Here is a 20,487-nt window from a genome sequence, read left to right on the forward strand (position 1 = left end):
CTCCAGATAAAACAGTATTGAGTCCATCATATCAGATGGACTCTTTTTTTACTGTCTACCTATAGGGGATAATACCAACCCGCGTCCTCTTTTTTATTGGTGATTTTGTTGAAATTGACTCAATAAAATAATACCAAATATTATTTTACTTTTAAATAGCGTTATATTGAAATTTACAAATAAAATACATTCGTCTTATTCTTTTAATATATTTTTTACAAATATCCATATAGTATTGAAAAAACAGAGAAGGGGAAACTTCTCTGTTTACTTTTGTATGTTTTTTTCGACTTGTTCTCGAACTGTTTGAATGTAATTCATTTTATGATCCCAGCACTCTTGGCTTAAATCGACAGGGTATTCTTCAGGATTTAAAGTTCGCATATATTCTTCCCAAAATAGAGAGAGACTCTGTTCATTATATTTTTGAATATCTAATATACTTGGTAGTTCATATGTTCTTTCACCGTTAACGAAAATATCTTTATGCAGTTCACGGGCTTCAAAGTTTGTTACGAATTTACTTATATATGTGTGAACTGGATGGAACATTTTTAAGCGCTCTTCTTTTCCAGGTTCTTCAGAATCTAATGCAATATAATCGCCTTCTGCATGATCGTTTACCCGATTGATAATACGATAAATTCGTTTCAGTCCTGGAGTGGTAATTTTTTCAGGGTTAGATGAAATTTTAATCGTATCATTTAATTTTCCGTCAGTATCTTCAATCGCAACTAGTTTGTAAACAGCCCCCAATGCAGGTTGCTCAAAGGACGTAATTAATTTTGTCCCAACGCCCCATACGTCAATTTTTGCTCCTTGAGATTTAAGGTGCATAATTGTGTATTCATCTAAATCGCTAGAAGCGATAATTTTTGTATTTGTAAACCCTGCTTCATCTAATAGTTTTCGTGCCTTTTTCGATAAATAAGCCATATCACCACTATCAAGACGTATGCCATAGAAATCAATACGATCCCCAAATTCTTTTGCAACACGAATCGCATTTGGAACACCAGATTTCAATGTGTCATATGTATCAACGAGAAAGACGCACTTTTTATGAGTTTCAGCGTATTTTTTAAACGCGACGTATTCATCGCGATATGCTTGAACGAAAGAGTGAGCGTGTGTGCCAGCTACAGGAATCCCAAAGCGTTTCCCAGCACGAACGTTGCTTGTAGAGGAGAAACCACCAATAAAGGCAGCACGCGTCCCCCAAAGGGCAGCATCGAACTCATGGGCACGTCTTGTGCCGAACTCTAAAAGCTCATCATTACTTGCAGCATGTTTCATACGTGCTGCTTTTGTGGCAATTAATGTTTGGTAATTCACAATATTTAAGAGGGCAGTCTCAATAATTTGTGCTTCACCAAGTGGTGCATCAACACGTAATAAAGGTTCGTTATTAAATACAACTTCGCCTTCTTGCATACTGCGAATCGTCCCAGTGAATTTCATATTTTGTAAATAATGAAGGAATTCTTCTTCAAATTGTAATTCTGCTAAATAAGCGATATCGCTTTCAGTAAAACTGAAATTTTCTATGTACTCTACAATTTTCTCAAGGCCAGCAAAAACAGCGTAGCCGTTCTCAAATGGAAGCTTTCGAAAATATAAATCAAAAACAGAACGGCGATTATGAATACCATCTTTCCAATATGTATAAGCCATGTTGATTTGATATAGGTCTGTATGTAAGGCATAACTATCGTCTTTATAATGAGTCATCGCGAGAACACCTCCATAATTTGGTTATAGTATACCAATTTTTCACCATTCGTAGCAAAGAAGAGATATTGATGTGAAGTCAAGAGAGAAAAAAATGAAATTATGCATATTTTTTAGAAAATTTATATTTATCAATTTATATTTCTCCAGATTTTATGTATTATTAGAGTAATGGGGGTAATGAGAATGGAGGAGGACAATGCAACAAACATTAGAAAAAATAGGCAAACAAGTCTTTTATAAACGGCTACAGCAAAAAATGACACAAGAAGAATTATGTCAGGGCATTTGTTCTGTCTCATACTTAAGTAAGATTGAAAATGGAAAGATTGAAGCATCAGAAGAAATTCTACAATTGCTCTGCGCAAGATTAGAAATTGCCGTGACGGATTTGAGGGATGTAGAAGAAGATGTGAAGGGGAAGCTGGATGAATGGTTGAATGCACTAGTTCATTTAGACAAGCAACAAGTAGAACGTATATATGAAGAGTTGCAAGGTGAAATGAAGCATGTGTTGGATTTTGAAATTATAAATTATTATAAACTGCTGTATACACGTTATTTAATTATGAAAAGGGATTTTCCTGCTGTCGAAAAAGAGTTAGAGAGCTTAAAGAAGATGTACAAAAAGTATTCACCATTCCAAAAATTATTATATACGTATAGCAAAGGGTTATATTATTTTTTACAACATAGATATAAGAAGGCATTGGAGTATTTGACTCGAACAGAAGTAATGGCAAAGGAACAAGGTTATCATGAGAATGGAATATATTTCAATTTGGCTCTTGTTTATAATGAATTAGAAGTTGAACATATGACTTTACATTTTGCTAATGTAGCAATGGAAGGATTTAAGAATGAATATAAATTCCGTTATGTGATAAATTGCCAGTTACTTATTGCGTTGAGTTATATACAAAAAAAGCAATATAATGAAGCACTATCTATTTATAATAATATTTTGAGGGAAGCAAATTCTTTTGCTGATAAAGAAAGTATAACAGCTATTGCTTTAAATAATTTAGGCTTCTTGTACTATAACTTAAAAGATTATGCAAAAGCAAAAGATTATTATTTACAATGCCTAAAGTACAAAAAGGAAGAGGATTTAAATTATATTGATGCAGTGTATGAGATCGCTTTGCAGTGTATTGAATTAAAAGAATTTGAAGAAGCGAAAGATTGGATTAATAAAGGGATAGATGTTGCCAAGAGGGATGAAAAGTATAAAAGTATGCTATATATACTTTCAATGCTTAAGAATAAATACTTTGAAACGAAAGATGTTTATAAAAGATTTTTAGAAGTTGAGGCAATCCCATTTTTTAGAGGCGAAGAAAATAAAAAGGAATTAAAAATGGTGTATTTAGAACTAGCAGGATATCACGAGGAATTACTAGAATTTAAGGAAAGTAATAACTACTATAAATTAGCAATTAATTTATTAGAAGAAAAGGGAGGAAAATAATATGAAAAAAATAATTATTGGTGCTTTGGCTTTGGTAGCTGTATTAGTGGTATTGGAACCGCAATATGCTTGGACATCGGATATTTATGGTCAAGGAGAAAAAGTAGTAGAATTAATAAATTCTTAACAGAAACCCCTTTCCAACAGGAAAGGGGTTTTTCAATATTTGTTCCTCAAAATTCTACAAAACTTGAGAAAAAAATTATTTGAATTTTTAGTATATTAATAGTGGAAACATAATGCTAATATGAAACTACTCTTTTTCAAAAAAAATTTTTATTAGGGGGAAGGTTCATGAAAAAGAAAAGTTTAGCGTTAGTGTTAGCGACAGGAATGGCAGTTACAACGTTTGGAGGGACAGGCTCTGCATTTGCGGATTCTAAAAATGTGCTCTCTACGAAGAAGTACAATGAGACGGTGCAGTCACCTGAGTTTATTTCTGGTGATCTAACTGAAGCAACTGGCAAGAAAGCAGAATCTGTTGTGTTTGATTACTTAAACGCAGCAAAAGGTGATTACAAGCTAGGGGAAAAGAGTGCACAAGATTCTTTCAAAGTGAAACAAGTGAAGAAAGATGCTGTAACTGATTCAACAGTAGTACGTATGCAACAAGTTTACGAAGGAGTGCCTGTATGGGGTTCTACTCAAGTAGCTCACGTAAGTAAAGACGGTTCTTTAAAAGTATTGTCTGGAACAGTTGCACCTGATTTAGACAAAAAGGAAAAGTTGAAAAATAAAAATAAGATTGAAGGCGCAAAAGCAATTGAAATCGCGCAGCAAGATTTAGGGGTAACACCGAAATATGAAGTAGAACCAAAAGCGGACTTATATGTATATCAAAACGGTGAGGAAACAACATATGCATATGTTGTAAATCTAAACTTCTTAGATCCAAGCCCAGGAAACTACTACTATTTCATTGAGGCAGACAGCGGTAAAGTATTAAATAAGTTTAATACAATTGATCATGTGACGAATGATGATAAGTCACCAGTTAAGCAAGAGGCTCCTAAACAGGATGCGAAAGCTGTTGTAAAGCCTGTAACAGGAACGAATAAAGTAGGAACTGGTAAAGGTGTATTAGGAGATACGAAGTCGCTTAATACAACGTTATCTGGATCATCTTACTACTTACAAGATAATACACGCGGGGCAACGATTTTCACATATGATGCGAAAAACCGTTCAACATTACCAGGAACATTATGGGCAGATGCAGATAATGTTTTCAATGCAGCGTATGATGCAGCAGCAGTAGATGCTCATTACTATGCAGGTAAAACATATGATTACTATAAAGCTACGTTTAATAGAAATTCTATTAATGATGCAGGAGCACCGTTAAAATCGACAGTTCATTACGGAAGTAATTATAACAATGCATTCTGGAACGGATCACAGATGGTATACGGAGATGGTGATGGTGTAACGTTTACTTCATTATCTGGTGGAATTGATGTAATTGGTCACGAGTTAACGCATGCTGTTACGGAAAATAGTTCAAATCTAATTTATCAAAATGAATCTGGGGCTTTAAATGAAGCGATTTCTGATATCTTTGGTACTTTAGTAGAATTCTATGATAACCGTAACCCGGATTGGGAGATTGGTGAAGATATTTACACACCTGGTAAAGCAGGAGACGCACTTCGCTCTATGAGTGATCCTACGAAGTATGGTGATCCAGACCATTATTCTAAGCGTTACACTGGTTCAAGTGATAACGGTGGTGTTCATACAAACAGCGGCATTATTAATAAACAAGCTTATTTATTAGCAAATGGTGGTACGCATTATGGTGTAACTGTAACTGGTATCGGTAAAGATAAATTAGGTGCGATTTACTACCGTGCAAATACACAGTATTTCACGCAATCTACTACATTTAGTCAAGCTCGTGCTGGTGCAGTACAAGCTGCTGCAGACTTATATGGTGCAAATTCTGCTGAAGTAGCAGCAGTTAAGCAATCATTTAGTGCTGTTGGTGTAAACTAAGGCTTTAAGGAAGAGCTAGTAATAAAATACCTCAAAAATAAAGAAGGAGCATAGGCTCCTTCTTTATTTTTTTCTCCATTTTTTCCACAAATAAAACAATCCAATAACGCCTGCGATTGTTACAACCCACTTCGCTTCATTTGTTCCGTTCATGACTTGGTATGCCGAATATACTTCAATCAATAAGGCCGGTATTTTACCTATTGTACTGGCAATACTGAAGGAGAGTAATGACATTTTCCCTAGAGCTGCAAATAAAGTCACGATACTTGATGGGATGAAAGGTATCAATCGAAACGATAGAACGAGTAGAAAGGCCTCTCTACCTTCTACATAAAGAAGACGCTCTACCTTTGGGTACTTATTTACTTTATCGTGAGTGAACTTTTGAAGGCCCAGGCGGTAAATATAAAACGAGATAATAGCCCCTAAGGCCTCACCTGTGATCGAAATGATTGTGCCATTTGTTACACCGAAGAGCTGTATATTAATGGCGGTTAAAAAGATGCTAGGAATAACACCTAAAAGACTAATGATGATGTTAATTAAGATACTAAGTGGAATTGCGATTGAATAGTATTCTGTTAAGAAATTTTGAATCGTTTCAGCCATTGTTTAAAATCCTTTATCTTTTTTTGCATTACACCATATTTCGATTGTATAGGCAAGGGAAAATTTACATAATGTAGAAAAACGTTGATAAGAAGGGGTCTTGATACCTTATATAGGTATTAGGTATATAAAAATAGGGGTATTTTAAATCGTTTTGAAAAACAGTATAAAACCCTTTTTATAAAAGGGTTTTATAATTATATTATTGGTGATTTTATTCGGGAAATAATTATAAAATATAGGGGGTATATATTATAAAAGGCGAAAAATAGAGGGTTGATGAAATTGCGCGGGTAAATATGGAAAAATAGATGAAAAAAATGAAAACTGATAGATTTTTTCGTTGTGAAATTGACTTTTAGTGAAGTTGCGATAATAATCATGGAAGAGGTGATATGATGAAACGAATAAGTAGTCTTTTCTTCAGTAGCTTATTGGCATTAATGCTGATCTTAAGTGGATGTGCAGGAAAAGAACAAAAAACAGAGAAACAGACAGGTAATCAAGCTACATCGGTAGAAAAAATTAGTGATAATATTTTAGATGAAATGGAAGGACCACCTAAAAATGGTCATACGATTGAAAGACATGTAGGCAAGTCAGAAGAGGATTTGAAGAATCGCTTGAAGACAGATAAAGTGTCAGCCGCAAGTACATACTATGATAAAGAAACAGCGACGAAAGCTGTAAAAGATAGCTTGAAGCAACATGACAAGGAAATTCAAGATTGGTTAAAAAATTCTAAAGAGGCTCGTCTCGTAGTAAATACAACTCATTCATTCCCTGTTGGAAAAACGGTAATAAAGAAAAATATGAGTGTAAAAGACAAGTTGGTAAAAACTGTTACTGTTTTAGCAAGAGATAAGTCAGGGGAATTAGGGTTTAAGATTATTACTTCTTATCCATCTGATAAATAAGAAGGGGGAGTACATTATGTATATGACATTACAATACTTTCTTAAATCGTACTGTACGTTAAGTATTCATGAGGATGAAATAGTAAGCGTGATGGAAGAGTTTATTGAACAAGAAGACGAAGAAATTGTTTTGAAATTACGTGATGAATTAATAAATATGAAGAAAAAGAACGCGTGGGAAGAGGCGTGTGTATTAGCTGCGAAGCAAGGAAATCGTATGTGGTCTTTAGAAGAAACGAAAGACCATCTTGAAACTTTTTTACTATTACTGCAAAAGAAAAAGGCGTGATTTAATCACGCCTTTTTCTTTATGTTATTCGGTTGATATTATCTATTCTTTTGGGGCGCTTTTATATACACTTTTTGAAATTTGTCCATTTGATATTACTTCCCCGTTTTGTGTTACTTTTTTATACGTAACCGCTGTGATTTTATCACTAGTCCTACTAATTACTTGAGAAGAAACTTCAACATTTTTACCAGTATTTGTACCGAAAATGCGTGTAGTAATACTACCTCCATTTGAAAATGCTTGAATATAAATATGATTGCCTGTATTATTTTTAAATTTTAAATCTGGACCATAATCTGCTACTGCTGCATCTTGCCCAAGTGGTAAATAATTTACTGGCATAGAATGATTGCTTCGAGAAACAATTCCTAAATCAGCCCTTAAAGCTGCGCTGTATAAAGTACTACTGACTTGGCAAACTCCTCCGCCTGCACTTTGTATTACTTTACCTTGTGAATATACTGCTGCAGATTTGTAACCATGTGCAGCATCAGTTACGCCAACGCGGCCGTTAAAACTAAATGTTTCATCAGGTGCCACAATAACCCCACTTAAAGTATTAGCTGACTTATTTACGTTAAATGATTGATTTCCGTTACGGCCAGCCATTGGAGTAGAATATTCAGCAATGACTTCTTTAATACCCATTTTCTGTATATCTTCTGTAGAACGTTCTGGTTTTATGAATGTAACTGGTAATGTAACATCTGATTTACCAGTAGTAATAGCTTCGTTTGTTAAACTGTTTAGTTTTCCTTTATCAATTTTTTCTCCGTTTTGGCTTTGACTAACATTTACTGTTGAGCCTTCAATGCTTAATTCTGCATTAACAGGATTTTTTAATGTTTCATTATATTTATCTTTTATAAAGGTTTCATAAGCTGTTGCATTTAATTGTGGTGTTAATTTATAGTCACGTTTTAATTCACCGTTTTCAGCTTGCTTGCGCATTTTGTAACGATTCATTACGTTTCCTTTTTGTTCTTTGAAGATTTTGTCAATAATATCTTTCTCTTTATAATTTACCCCTAAATCTTTCCATGTGTAAGTTTGTTTATCGTTTTGGAATATGTAGGTAAGGGATTTTTGATCTAATTCAGTTACCCTTTGATTAATAATTGCTTGAATATCTTTCTTATTTTTTCCATCGAGAGAAATACCTTCAAATGTAGTATTTGGTAATGCAGTAGTATCTAATTGATTATTTAATTTGGATACATATTGATATCCCCCAACACCGCCTACACAAAGTAATATGCCCCCAGCAATTGCAGAACCAATCAGTATTTTACTTAGCTTCATTTATTTCCCCCCAGAAATTTATGTATAAATATATGTATTACATTTTTTGTATAAAAATGATGAAAATAACATTATGTACGTACTAGTATACTATTATTTTCACTGTGTGTGTAATGTTTTCATAAAAAATGTTACATAACTGTAATAATTGTCACTTCTTGTCACAATGTGTATGAAAAATATGTTGAAAAATATAATAAAAAGGCTGTCTAGAATGATCTAGCAGCCTTTTTATTATAATTTTTTATGTTCATTTTTATTCGTAACACCGAGATGTTTTTGAAGGGTAGTTGAAATAGTATCGACGCTTTTTTCATTTGGCACGTAATAATAAATACCACCTATATATTTATCTGTACCTTCTACTTGCATTTTTTCCATCTTTAAATTTGAATCCATTGAATTTTTTGTAATTGTCATCATATCATCAAAAGTTAAATTGGTTTTTAAGTCTTTATCGACAGCGTCTAGTAGGCCACCGATTTTATTAATGGAATTAAGAGATAGTGCCTTTTCAGCAATGGCCTCTAATACAAGCTGTTGTCGTTGGCCACGCATATAATCACTATCGATGTGACGAGTTCTAGCTAGTGCCAGTGCCTCTTCTCCATTTAAATGTTGACGTCCTTTTTTTAGATGAATTGCATCTGCTTCATCTTTACTATTTTGCTCTGTGAATTCAACTGGAACGTCCACAGTAATGCCACCAAGAGAATCAACAATTTTAATAAAGGATTTAAAATTGAATTTTACATAATAATCAACTGGAACATCTAAAAAGTTCTCTACCGTATCAATTGTGCTGTCTACACCACCGAATACGTGCGCATGTGTGATTTTATCGTATTTATCACGTGATTTAATGTAGACGCGTGAGTCACGTGGAATGCTTACAAGTTTAACGGATTTATCGTTTTTATTAATTGTTGCAAGTAATAACGCATCTGTTCGAGTTGCTTTTCCATAATCTTTTTCCCTAATATCACTTTCATCAACACCCATAATTAGTACGGAAATGTTGTCGGTCATAGGTTTAACAGCTTTTTCACGTTTACTGGACTTTTCTCCTCGACCTAGTTCAGCATAAGCATTATTTAAGACGGACTTTGCTTTACTGTATATATGGAAGGAGTAGCCTCCTGCTCCAAGTGCTACAATTAGTAATGGAATAAGAAGGAACCAAAGTAGGCGTTTTTTCTTTGAGCGTCCTTTTTTGGCTCGCGTATCGTTGTTCGTGTCGGATTTCATCATTTTTTCTCCTTTAAAACTATCAAAGTGTATACATTTAGAAGTGTATTCAAACACATAAAAAATATTTTACGCTAAATAAAAGCGATTGTACATGTATAAAAAATAGATGTCTTGATTATTTATCCCGTATTAACGAGCAGTAAAACGCCCACCTCAAAGTCCAGTGAATACAATGAAGTTAGGTGGGAGATAACTGCCCGTAAATACCCGATTGATGAAGGCTAATAATCAGAGTGGGGATAGCCCCACTCTGATTAAAGTTTCACTTTATAAGACACCTATTCGTTATTGTATACAAAAGATAGGGATAAGAAAATGATAAAATTTTACCTAATTACAACATAATGCTTACGATAATTGCAGATAAAATACTAACGAGAGTAGCTCCATATAGTAATTTAAGGCCAAACCTCGCAACAACGTTTCCTTGTTCTTCGTTTAGTCCTTTTACCGCACCTGAAATAATACCAATGGAAGAAAAATTGGCAAAAGATACAAGGAAAACAGAAATAATACCAACTGTACGGGGAGAAAGGCTATTAGAAATTTTACTAAGGTCCATCATTGCGACAAATTCATTCGTTACAAGCTTCGTTGCCATAATGCTACCAGCTGCTACAATTTCAGAGCTTGGTACACCGATAAGGAATGCGATAGGTGCAAATACGTAGCCAATTAATTGTTGGAACGTAATACCGAATATAATGAGGAACAAGTCATTAATACAACTAATTAATGCGACAAATCCGATGAGCATAGCGCCGACAACAATGGCTACACGAAAACCATCAAGAATATATTCTCCAAGCATTTCAAAAAAGCTTTGTTTTTCACCTTTGATTTCTAAAATATCTTCGTCATCTTTAACGTCGTAAGGGTTAATGATGAGTACGATAATAAAACCGCTAAATAAATTGAGAACGAGTGCAGTTACTACATACTTAGGTTCAATCATTGTCATATAGGCACCTACGATAGACATAGATACGGTTGACATAGCGGAGGCACAAAGTGTATAAAGACGGTGTTTTGGAATTTGAGCTAATTGCTTTTTCACTGTAATAAAAACTTCTGATTGGCCGACAATGGCAGAAGCGATAGCGTTGTAAGATTCTAATTTCCCAAGACCATTTATTTTACTAAGAAAGTACCCGATCCAACGAATGAAAAATGGTAGTATTTTGAAATGTTGTAATATACCAATTAAAACAGAAATAAAGACGATTGGTAATAATACAGTAAGGAAAAATGGCATTTCACCTTTATTTGCAAGACCACCAAATACGAAATTTATTCCATTAGCAGCATACTCGAGTAGCTTTGTAAACAAACTGGAAATGATTCTAATAAGTATGAGGCCGATTTCTGTATTTAATAGTAAATAGGTTAAAATTAACTGTATAATAAGCATGATAAAAATTGGTTTAAATTTAATATGCTTCTTATTATTGCTAGCAATATAAGCGAGCAAGAAAACAACAATTAATCCGACGAAAAAAGTAATGAATTTCATGGTAAGCCCCCTAAAAGAGATATTCTGCTATATATGTTTTTCATTTCAAGGGAGAATATGCATCTTTGGTAAAGAAAGGAATAGAGAGAGTATGAATATATGTAGAGTGCATCACGTTGCAATTATTTGTTCGAATTATGAGACGTCAAAGGATTTTTATACTAGAATATTAGGGTTTAAAGAAATGAATGAAGTATATAGAAAGGAACGAGATTCTTATAAATTAGATTTATGTGTAGGAGAAGAGTATCAAATCGAATTATTTTCATTTCCAAATCCGCCTGAGCGCAAAAGTTTTCCAGAAGCAGCCGGTCTTAGACATTTAGCATTTGCTGTTACAAATATAGAAGAAGCTGTGAAGCATTTAAATCAATGTGGTGTTGAGACCGAACCGATCCGTATTGATGAAATAACGGGGAAGAAATTCGTCTTTTTCCAAGACCCTGATGGTTTACCTTTAGAATTGTATGAGGTTTGAAAATTGGTGGATTTTATATAGAGTTGCTTTCCAATAATTGAAGAAACTAAAGTGAAACTTCTTTTTAAAAGGAGGTGTAACTTTAGCTAAGAAAGCTAAAGAGCATATGTGGATATTTTAAAATTATTGATGGTAGTCATTCTTATTGGGTTAACAGCATTTTTTGTGGCTGTTGAATTTGCAATTATTAAGGTACGTAGCAGTCGTATTGATCAACTCGTTAGCGAAAAAAGACGAGGTGCACTGGCCGCTAAAAAGGTAACTACAAATTTAGATGAATATTTATCGGCCTGTCAGCTAGGTATTACAATTACTGCTTTAGGGCTCGGGTGGTTAGGGGAACCAACCATTAAACATTTACTCGAGCCGTTGTTTTTAAAATTGCAATTCTCACCTACAATTTCCAGTACAGTTTCATTTATTATTGCCTTTGCAGTAATTACATTTTTACATGTTGTCATTGGGGAACTTGCTCCAAAGACATTTGCTATACAAAAAGCAGAACAAGTTAGCTTATTGTTATCGAAACCACTTATTTATTTTTACCGAGTTATGTATCCGTTTATTTGGGCTTTGAATGGTTCAGCGAGGGTTGTAACTGGTTTATTCGGATTACATCCAGCTTCTGAACATGAAGTAGCTCATTCAGAAGAAGAATTAAGGTTAATCTTATCTGAGAGCTATGAGAGCGGAGAGATTAACCAAAGGGAATTTAAATATGTAAATAATATTTTTGAATTTGATAATAGAGTAGCAAAAGAAATTATGGTACCTCGTACGGAAGTTGTAGGCTTATATGAGGACGAACCATTTGAAACACATATTAAAGTAATCGCGCAAGAAAAGTACACGAGATATCCTGTATTTGGTGAAGATAAAGATGAAATTATTGGGATGGTTAATGTAAAAGATTTATTTATTCGTTATATGGATGGTAATCGGGACGAGGAGTGCTCGATTATGCCATATACAAGGCCAGTTATTGAAGTGCTAGAAAATATTCCAATTCATGATTTACTATTACAAATGCAAAGAAAACACATTCCATTAGCTGTATTGTATGATGAATATGGTGGTACAGCAGGGATTGTTACACTAGAAGATATTTTAGAAGAAATTGTTGGAGAAATTCGAGATGAATACGATGAAGATGAGAATCCACCTATAGAGCATGTAAGTGAAGGCTATAAAATCGTAGAGGGAAAAGTGCTTATTAGTGAAGTAAATGATTTGCTTGGCATACATTTAATTGCTGATGATGTAGATACAATTGGTGGCTGGATTATGGTACAAAAACAAATCGTTGCTGAAGGAGATATTATTGAGAAACACGGTTTTTATTTTAAAGTCCTTGAAAAGGATATGCATCAAATTAAACGAGTGGAAATAAGGAAAGTAGGAGAATGATTTTCTATAAACTTTAATAAAAAGGATATACAGAAAAATAAATGTTTGCGCTTTCAAAAAAGGTACTATATAGTGAAGGTGGATACTGAAAAATTCTTCTGAATGATACTCGTGTTTTTAGAGGGCGGATTTTTTGGATAAGGATTTAGAATGAAAAAGTATAGGTGATAAAAATGATAGCAACGAAGGATATACGTATAGAAAAAGATTTTTTAGGTGAAAAAGAAGTACCAAGTGCAGCTTATTATGGTGTACAAACATTACGTGCTGTAGAAAACTTCCCAATTACAGGATATCGCATTCATCCATCACTCATTACAGCAATGGCAATTGTGAAAAAAGCGGCGGCACTTGCGAATATAGATACTGGTTACTTAGCTAAAGACATTGGACATGAAATTGCAGAAGCAGCGCAAGAAATTGTTGATGGAAAGTTTCATGATCAATTTATCGTGGACCCTATTCAAGGCGGAGCCGGAACTTCTATTAATATGAATACAAATGAAGTAATTGCGAATAGAGCGTTAGAACGTATGGGATATGAAAAAGGTGCGTATGCGAAAATTAGCCCAAACACTCATGTGAACATGGCCCAATCAACGAACGATGCGTTTCCAACAGGGATTCATATTGCAACTCTTATGATGTTAGAAAAGCTTCTTATTACAATGGAAGAACTTCATTCTGCTTTTCGTAAAAAAGCAAAAGAGTTTGATCACGTTATTAAAATGGGACGCACACATTTACAAGATGCAGTTCCAATTCGCCTTGGACAAGAATTTGAAGCGTATAGCCGAGTGCTTGCGCGCGATATAAAAAGAATTAAACAGTCTCGTCAACATTTATATGAAGTGAATATGGGGGCGACAGCTGTTGGTACAGGATTAAATGCAAATCCTACGTATATTGAACAGGTGGTAAAACATTTAAGAACGTTTAGTGGGTTCCCACTTGTTGGTGCAGAGCATTTAGTTGATGCAACGCAAAATACAGATGCATACACAGAAGTATCTGCAGCACTTAAAGTATGTATGATGAACATGTCTAAAATTGCAAACGATCTTCGTATTATGGCGTCTGGGCCACGTGTTGGGTTGGCTGAAATTCAATTGCCAGCACGTCAGCCAGGTTCATCGATTATGCCAGGTAAAGTAAATCCAGTTATGGCAGAAGTGATTAACCAAGTCGCATTCCAAGTAATTGGAAATGATCATACAATTTGCCTAGCATCAGAAGCGGGACAATTAGAGTTAAACGTAATGGAGCCTGTGCTTGTATTTAATTTAATTCAATCTATTAGTATTATGAATAATGGATTCCGTGTATTCCGTGAATATTGTATTGAAGGAATTACAGCAAATGAAGAATTGCTGAAGCAATATGTTGAGAAAAGTGTTGGAATTATTACAGCAGTTAATCCTCATATTGGTTATGAAGCAGCATCTCGTATTGCACGTGAAGCGATTGAAACAGGAAAATCTGTTAGGGAGTTATGTTTAGAGCATGGTGTACTGACAGAAGAGGAATTGGATATTATTTTAGATCCATTCGAAATGACTCACCCTGAAATTGCTGGAGCTTCTTTATTAAAAAATAAAGAAATGTAATGTGAAAAACACCGATCCATTTGGATCGGTGTTTTATTTTTAAAAGATATTAAATACAGCGTTTAATTGAAGTAAGCTAATAACAGCTAAGAAGATTAAACTGTATTTCATTGCTGTTTTAAATAGAGCAGATTCTTTACCAACTAGTCCAACTGCGGCACAAGCAACTGCTACAGATTGTGGTGAAACCATTTTTGCCATTGTACCACCTACTACGTTTAAGGCAACGAGTGTAGAAGGAACGATGTTTAACTGGTCTGCTGTTACTGCTTGAAGTGGTGCGAATAAAGAACCACTTGAAACTACTGAACCTGTAATGAATACGCCAATCCATCCTAAGATTGGAGAAAGAATTGGGAATGCATTACCAGTAGAAGAGAATGCAAGTCCAAGTGTAGATGACATACCAGAGTAGTTCTCTACGTAAGCTAATGCGATAACGCTACAAATTGTATATACTGGAGCTTTTAATTCTTTCATTGTTTCAATCATTAATTCTTTAACCATTTTACCTTTTACGCGGTAAACGATAAGTGAAACGATAATTGCTAGTACAATCGCAGTAGTTGTAGAAGAGAATACATCAAATTTGAAAACAGCTGCGAAAGGTGTATCAGCTTTTGTAATTGGTGTAGTTTTCATAACAGCATTATGAAGACCAGGGAACTGAATGTTAAATACTAAGTTTGCTAACGCACCATCTGGAGCAAATAAAGCTTTAATCGGTTTTAAGTTAAAGATTGTTACAAATGCAGTTAAGAATACGAATGGAGACCAAGCATATAAAATTTGATTGAATGTATGTGATACTTTAGTTTCTTGTTTTTCTTCTTTAGTAGAAGATTTTGGTTGCCAAACACGTAAGAATAATGCAAGAGAGATCATACTTACAACGGCTGCGAAAATATTAGTAAGTTCTGCGCCTAAGAAGTAAGTTACAGCGAATTGAGTAATAGCGAAAGAAACACCACTTACAAGAATACCTTGCCAAGTTTCTTTAATACCTTTAATTCCATCGACCATTGAAACAAGTAAGAAAGGTAAGATAACACTAATGAAAGGTAAAATAAGAACAGTTTGACGACCAATAGTTAATGCGTCAAGTTGAGTTAATTGTGCTGGTACTGTAACTGGAATACCCATAGCACCCATAGCACCACCAGCAATATTAGCTACTAAACAAATACCTGCTGCTTTTAATGGATTAAAGCCCATACCTACAAGTAGTGCGGCTGTAATAGCAACTGGAACCCCTAGACCAGCTGCGCCTTCTAAGAAAGCACCGAAAGAATAAGCGATTAATAATACTTGTAAACGTTGATCATTTGTAATGCTTGAAATACTATCGCGAATAATATTGAATTGCTCTGTTTTAACAGTTAATTTGTAAAGGAAAATTGCAGCGATAACGATAGTACAAATTGGATAAAATCCAGATAAAACACCGAATCCGGCAGATGCTACAGCTACTGTTGCTGGCATTTTATAAACAAATATTGCAAGGATAATAGCGACAATCACACTATAAAGACCAGCCATGTAACTTTTCATTTTGAATCCCATTAAACAAATGATGAAACAAAAGATTGGAAGTGCTGCGATTAGTGCAGATAACCAAATATTGTTTAACGGGTCATAAATTTGTGTCCAAGTACTCATAATAATGACAACTCCTATCTATTATATGTGAAGAAATTCACATTATTTGTGAAACTATTCACAATCAACTTACATGCTTAGTATATTCTCCTTCAACACTATTGTCAACGTAAAAAAGTATAATTATTCCATAATAGTGTTAAAAGAAAAGCTTTGTTCATAAAGTAGACAAAAAACACACTCAAATGAATTTAAGTGTGCTGTATAAACTATGTGCATATTATTTTGCTTATTCAGATGGCATGTTCCTTATAGGCGTATATTAGATGAAGTCTTTTATATTAAGTATAAAGTTTGATATATGCAATTATCTGTCCTATTTGATCTAGTGGGGGGAACGGTGAGTGGATTTAATAGGAAGTTTTGCACAACAATCCAACCGCTTGCAATACGAATAAAAAATAAGAAACAAATTTTTAATATCACATCATCTCTTTTTACTGAAAATTCCTTTTAGCGTAACAAAGAGGTTAATTATAGTTCAACTACATTACGATAGGTTATCAATTATAGACGGTATTTTACAATACCGTTACTGTGCATTTCAATGAGGTGAAAATATAACAAAAAGCCTGATAAAACAACGTTTGCAAGCAAAGTATTCGTAGGCCATTATTTTGCTTTTTCGTTATATCATATAGTATAATATTCAAAATCAGCAAGGATTTTTTCCTGAATTTTTGCTGATGAAGATGGAAAAATTTTTCGGCTTTATAGGTTGATAAAGTTATGTCGTAACAGGAAATATAAGAACAGATATATAAATAAATAAAAAGAACATAAAAACGCAAATAAAAACGAAAATGAGGGGAACTTTATGAGCCAAAATCAATTCGAATGTCGTATTTCAGAAGAAGATGTACAAATGTTAAGAGCGTTAGCTCACCCACTTCGTCTACGTCTAGTAATGGAACTTATGCAAAGAGGAACATGTAATGTAACACAGCTACAGGAAGTATTAGAAATTCCACAATCAACTGTTTCACAACATTTAACGAAGTTAAAGCAAAATAAAGTAGTACGCTTTGAAAGACGAGGATTAGAAGTGTATTATCAAATCCATAATGATAAAGTAAGTGCGGTAGTAAAAACATTATTTTCTTAAAATTTGAATATTATGGAAAAAGACGTGTAGAATATACGTCTTTTTTTATTTGTCAGAAAGGTAGCGAGAGAGTAAATATTAGCATGTTAGGAAGAAATGACTATCAATCAACATGCTGCCTTACGGAATATATTCTAAAAGGAAAAGAAAAAATAAAAAGGAGTGTAGTAAGCAAAAGGAGGGATAGTAGTATGGATGTGAAACGTGTGAAACAAATCTTATCTTCTTCAAGTAGAATTGACGTTACATATGAGGGCGTACCAGTATGGATTGAGAGCTGTGATGAGCAGAAGGGGAGTGCTCAAGTGTATGATGTATCTAATCCTGGTGAGAGCGTTCATGTGGACGTGACAGCTTTAGAGGAGAAGTAATAAAAAAGACGCTTCTAATTTTAGAAGCGTCTTTTTGTTATTCCATCATATGTGCAATTTTCTTAGAGAACATAAGAAGTACTAATCCCAGTACAATTACGATAATACCGATGCTTGCGAATACTTCTAAATATCCTAAAGATTGAGTGAAAGCGGCTAATTGTCCTGCTAATAAGTTTGCGAAGCCAGTACCAGCTAACCATACACCCATTAATAATGATGCTAATTTAACAGGAGCGATTGCACTTACCATAGATAATCCGATTGGTGATAAGAATAACTCACCGATTGTGTGGAACATGTAAGTGAATACAATGAATAGTAAGTTTGCTTTCATTGTAATGTTACCTTCATCGCTACCAGTTTTTAAAACAGCTAAAGTTAGAACTAAATATCCAATCCCTAGTAAAATCATACCTAATGCCATTTTTGTTGGGATTTTCAAATCGCCATTTTTTGTTTTTGAAAGCTTAATCCATAACGCAGAAACAGGTAATGCTAGTAAGATAATGAATAGTGGGTTTACAGATTGGAACCAAGGTGTTGGAATTGTAAATCCACCAATTGTACGATCTACGAACTTATCTGTGTAAAGTGTTAAAGAACTACCAGCTTGCTCAAATCCTGCCCAGAAGAATACAACGAAACAAGTTAAAATTAAAATTGCAGCAGTACGTTTTTTCTCTTGTGTTGTTAAAGGTTTTTTCTCAATTGCTTTTGCATTTTTTTCTTTAGATTTTTTTCCTACAACAGTTGTTCCGATAGACCCTAAGTAACGAGGTGCTAAGAAATTAAAGGCAAGCTGCCCAATAATCATACCGATACAAGCTGTTAAGAAACCGTATCTATAATCTGCGAAGTAACCGCAAATGAATGGAGCGATAAGAGCTCCTAAGTTAATCCCCATGTAGAAGATAGTGAAGGCACTATCACGACGAGAATCGTTTTCGCTATATAATTGACCTAATAAAGTCGAAATATTTGGTTTGAAGAATCCGTTACCAATAACTAATAATCCTAATCCTAAGAAAAGTCCAGTTTTTGTGTTCATTGAGAATAATACAAAGTTACCAATTGCCATGATGATACCACCAATAGTAATGGCATGTCGCTTCGTAATGAAATGGTCAGTTAACCAACCACCAATAATAGGTGTGAAGTATACTAACATTGTGAAAATACCGTAAATTTGAACTGCAACTGCTTTATCAAATCCTAAACCGCCGCTTACTAAGCTCGTTGTTAAATAAAGAACTAATAAGCCACGCATTCCGTAATAACTAAATCTTTCCCACGCCTCTGTAAAGAACAACAAGTATAACCCTGGTGGATGTTTTTTTGGTGATTGTTGCTCTCCAGCTTTGTCTAATTTTAAAGCTGCATCCATTTTTGTTTCCCCCTAATCCTGTATAACGGATATTTATGTAATCATTTTAATTTACAAAATATTTAGAAGTCAATAGAATTATATGGAAATAGAAAGAAAATTTCTGAAAAAGTTCTATTTTTCTTCGACCGTTACTGTATTTTGCCCTGAAAACGAGATGATAAGCGTTTTCAAATGTAATAATTGAATTCTAAAAGAAAATAAAATAGTGATTAATCAGAAAATTTAGATTAAAACATTTATTCTGATATAAAGAAAATATATTCTATTTACTTTCTCAATATAACATATTGGGAATAAAAATACAAAACGAAATAATGTGACATTTAAGTGAATTGAAAAATAACCAGCTCCACAGAAGGGAGCTGGTTAAGGAAATATTATTTAACAAAGCGTTTTTCGATGTCATCTAATAGTAGGTTAGCGGCCATTACGCCACCAGCTGTATTCCAAATAACGTCATCAACTTTGTATGCTTTACCATTTTTTACTGCATTTAAATTTTTAAATAGAGGATCGTTTATATACTCTTTTTCTAGTTCAGATCCTTTTTTCTCATTTCCTTTATCGAATGTGAAGTAGAATAATACGTCACCATCCATAGCAGAAATACGCTCTTTAGATACGTTACGCTCTGCAAAATCATCTTTATTTTGATCTCCAGGACGTTTAAATCCAAGTTCTTTTAAAATAACACCAGAGAATGTATCGCCATGATAAATACGAACATCACCAGGCATGAAACGAACCATAGAGATTTCTTGGTTTACTTTATCGCCAAGTTTGCCTTTTAAATCTTTTATACGTGATTCGTAATCAGCTACAACTTTTTGACCTTCTTTTTCTTTATTTAATGCTTTTGCATAAAATTTGAAGTTATCTTTCCATTCACCACGTAATGTTTCTGAGAACACGGTAGGTGCAATTGCTTTTAGTTGTTCGTACACTTTTTCGTGGCGCATTTTATTACCGATAATTAAGTCTGGTTTTAAAGAAGCAATTGTTTCAACGTTAACTTGTCCTTCATCACCAACAACTTTTACATCTTTCATTTTATCCTTAATATGTGGATACCATGGGTCACCAGTCCAAGACTTTACAGCACCAACTGGTTTCACACCTAATTCAAGTAAAGCTTCAGTTCCTTCATTTGTTAAGATAACTACACGTTTTGGATTAGCAGGAACTTCTGTTTTACCCATTGCATGTTCTACAGTAACCACTTCTTTTTTATTATCTTCTTTTGTAGATTCTTCTTTGTTATTTGATTTTCCACAAGCGCTTAAAAGCATTGAAAATGCTAGTAAAAATACAAATACTGTAAACGATTTCTTCCGCATGAAATTCATTATGTACCCCCTACATGTTGAGAATATTTTTCAATAGCAA

18 protein-coding genes are annotated in these 20,487 nt (G+C 34.0%); 10 read left to right on the forward strand and 8 right to left on the reverse strand.

All coding sequences use genetic code 11. The features are described from left to right. Window positions 1-267: 267 nt before the first annotated feature. Window positions 268-1,731 carry a nicotinate phosphoribosyltransferase gene (locus tag AB6801_RS25740; RefSeq protein WP_000150184.1) on the reverse strand — a complete coding sequence of 488 codons (1,464 nt, stop codon included), beginning with the start codon at window positions 1,729-1,731 and terminating at the stop codon, window positions 268-270. A gap of 199 nt (window positions 1,732-1,930) precedes the next feature. On the opposite strand from AB6801_RS25740, the gene AB6801_RS25745 reads away from it, so the two are divergent. From AB6801_RS25745 to AB6801_RS25755, 3 genes are all read left to right on the forward strand, one after another. Beyond that, window positions 1,931-3,202 (forward strand): helix-turn-helix domain-containing protein, encoded by a 1,272-nt coding sequence (locus AB6801_RS25745; protein ID WP_001187937.1) that lies wholly within the window; start codon window positions 1,931-1,933, stop codon window positions 3,200-3,202. Window position 3,203: 1 nt separating this feature from the next. Then, the gene (locus AB6801_RS25750; protein ID WP_000720172.1) at window positions 3,204-3,329 is read left to right on the forward strand and encodes an NprX family peptide pheromone; all 126 of its coding nucleotides are present in this window, start codon (window positions 3,204-3,206) and stop codon (window positions 3,327-3,329) included. Window positions 3,330-3,496: 167 nt separating this feature from the next. Continuing rightward, a complete protein-coding gene (locus AB6801_RS25755; protein WP_000730369.1) occupies window positions 3,497-5,197 on the forward strand; it encodes a M4 family metallopeptidase in 1,701 nt (566 codons plus the stop codon). 63 nt (window positions 5,198-5,260) lie between these two features. On the opposite strand, the gene AB6801_RS25760 is transcribed toward AB6801_RS25755, so the two are convergent. Further along, window positions 5,261-5,809 carry a TVP38/TMEM64 family protein gene (locus AB6801_RS25760; RefSeq protein ID WP_044584122.1) on the reverse strand — a complete coding sequence of 183 codons (549 nt, stop codon included), beginning with the start codon at window positions 5,807-5,809 and terminating at the stop codon, window positions 5,261-5,263. Window positions 5,810-6,207: 398 nt separating this feature from the next. On the opposite strand from AB6801_RS25760, the gene AB6801_RS25765 reads away from it, so the two are divergent. Next, window positions 6,208-6,726 carry an RNase A-like domain-containing lipoprotein gene (locus AB6801_RS25765; RefSeq protein WP_000822695.1) on the forward strand — a complete coding sequence of 173 codons (519 nt, stop codon included), beginning with the start codon at window positions 6,208-6,210 and terminating at the stop codon, window positions 6,724-6,726. 16 nt (window positions 6,727-6,742) lie between these two features. Then, window positions 6,743-7,015, forward strand: coding sequence for a hypothetical protein (locus AB6801_RS25770; RefSeq protein ID WP_000282019.1), 273 nt, complete (start codon window positions 6,743-6,745; stop codon window positions 7,013-7,015). 42 nt (window positions 7,016-7,057) lie between these two features. Here AB6801_RS25770 and AB6801_RS25775 read toward each other — a convergent pair whose 3' ends face one another. The 3 genes from AB6801_RS25775 to AB6801_RS25785 all read right to left on the reverse strand — a co-directional run bounded on the left by AB6801_RS25775 (window position 7,058) and on the right by AB6801_RS25785 (window position 11,084). Continuing rightward, complete coding sequence (locus AB6801_RS25775; RefSeq protein WP_000777364.1) at window positions 7,058-8,320, reverse strand: VanW family protein; 1,263 nt, start codon at window positions 8,318-8,320, stop codon at window positions 7,058-7,060. 234 nt (window positions 8,321-8,554) lie between these two features. Continuing rightward, complete coding sequence (locus AB6801_RS25780; protein WP_001986019.1) at window positions 8,555-9,571, reverse strand: LCP family protein; 1,017 nt, start codon at window positions 9,569-9,571, stop codon at window positions 8,555-8,557. A 334-nt stretch (window positions 9,572-9,905) separates the two neighbouring features. Next, window positions 9,906-11,084 (reverse strand): NupC/NupG family nucleoside CNT transporter, encoded by a 1,179-nt coding sequence (locus tag AB6801_RS25785; RefSeq protein WP_000668870.1) that lies wholly within the window; start codon window positions 11,082-11,084, stop codon window positions 9,906-9,908. 91 nt (window positions 11,085-11,175) lie between these two features. On the opposite strand from AB6801_RS25785, the gene gloA2 reads away from it, so the two are divergent. The 3 genes from gloA2 to aspA all read left to right on the forward strand — a co-directional run bounded on the left by gloA2 (window position 11,176) and on the right by aspA (window position 14,576). After that, window positions 11,176-11,562 carry an SMU1112c/YaeR family gloxylase I-like metalloprotein gene (gene gloA2 / locus AB6801_RS25790; protein ID WP_001017679.1) on the forward strand — a complete coding sequence of 129 codons (387 nt, stop codon included), beginning with the start codon at window positions 11,176-11,178 and terminating at the stop codon, window positions 11,560-11,562. A gap of 108 nt (window positions 11,563-11,670) precedes the next feature. Next, window positions 11,671-12,969, forward strand: coding sequence for a hemolysin family protein (locus AB6801_RS25795; RefSeq protein ID WP_061655584.1), 1,299 nt, complete (start codon window positions 11,671-11,673; stop codon window positions 12,967-12,969). Between the two features lie 173 nt (window positions 12,970-13,142). Continuing rightward, the gene (gene aspA / locus AB6801_RS25800) at window positions 13,143-14,576 is read left to right on the forward strand and encodes an aspartate ammonia-lyase (RefSeq protein ID WP_000562129.1); all 1,434 of its coding nucleotides are present in this window, start codon (window positions 13,143-13,145) and stop codon (window positions 14,574-14,576) included. Window positions 14,577-14,615: 39 nt separating this feature from the next. Here the strand turns inward: aspA and AB6801_RS25805 are convergent, their stop codons facing one another. After that, window positions 14,616-16,235, reverse strand: coding sequence for an L-lactate permease (locus AB6801_RS25805; protein ID WP_000109103.1), 1,620 nt, complete (start codon window positions 16,233-16,235; stop codon window positions 14,616-14,618). An 817-nt stretch (window positions 16,236-17,052) separates the two neighbouring features. On the opposite strand from AB6801_RS25805, the gene AB6801_RS25810 reads away from it, so the two are divergent. Both AB6801_RS25810 and AB6801_RS25815 read left to right on the forward strand, forming a co-directional pair. After that, window positions 17,053-17,340 carry an ArsR/SmtB family transcription factor gene (locus AB6801_RS25810; protein ID WP_000081428.1) on the forward strand — a complete coding sequence of 96 codons (288 nt, stop codon included), beginning with the start codon at window positions 17,053-17,055 and terminating at the stop codon, window positions 17,338-17,340. Between the two features lie 191 nt (window positions 17,341-17,531). Continuing rightward, window positions 17,532-17,711, forward strand: a complete 180-nt coding sequence (locus tag AB6801_RS25815) for an acid-soluble spore protein H (RefSeq protein WP_000382679.1) — start codon at window positions 17,532-17,534, stop codon at window positions 17,709-17,711. Window positions 17,712-17,748: 37 nt separating this feature from the next. Here AB6801_RS25815 and AB6801_RS25820 read toward each other — a convergent pair whose 3' ends face one another. Together AB6801_RS25820 and AB6801_RS25825 are read right to left on the reverse strand one after the other, a co-directional pair. Next, complete coding sequence (locus tag AB6801_RS25820) at window positions 17,749-19,098, reverse strand: peptide MFS transporter (RefSeq protein ID WP_000338311.1); 1,350 nt, start codon at window positions 19,096-19,098, stop codon at window positions 17,749-17,751. 380 nt (window positions 19,099-19,478) lie between these two features. Further along, the gene (locus AB6801_RS25825; RefSeq protein ID WP_001010274.1) at window positions 19,479-20,447 is read right to left on the reverse strand and encodes an ABC transporter substrate-binding protein; all 969 of its coding nucleotides are present in this window, start codon (window positions 20,445-20,447) and stop codon (window positions 19,479-19,481) included. Window positions 20,448-20,487 lie beyond the last annotated feature (40 nt).

The sequence above is a fragment of the Bacillus sp. RCC_6_1 genome, from assembly GCF_041360755.1.
In the GTDB taxonomy this organism is placed as follows: Bacteria; Bacillota; Bacilli; order Bacillales; family Bacillaceae_G; genus Bacillus_A; species Bacillus_A cereus.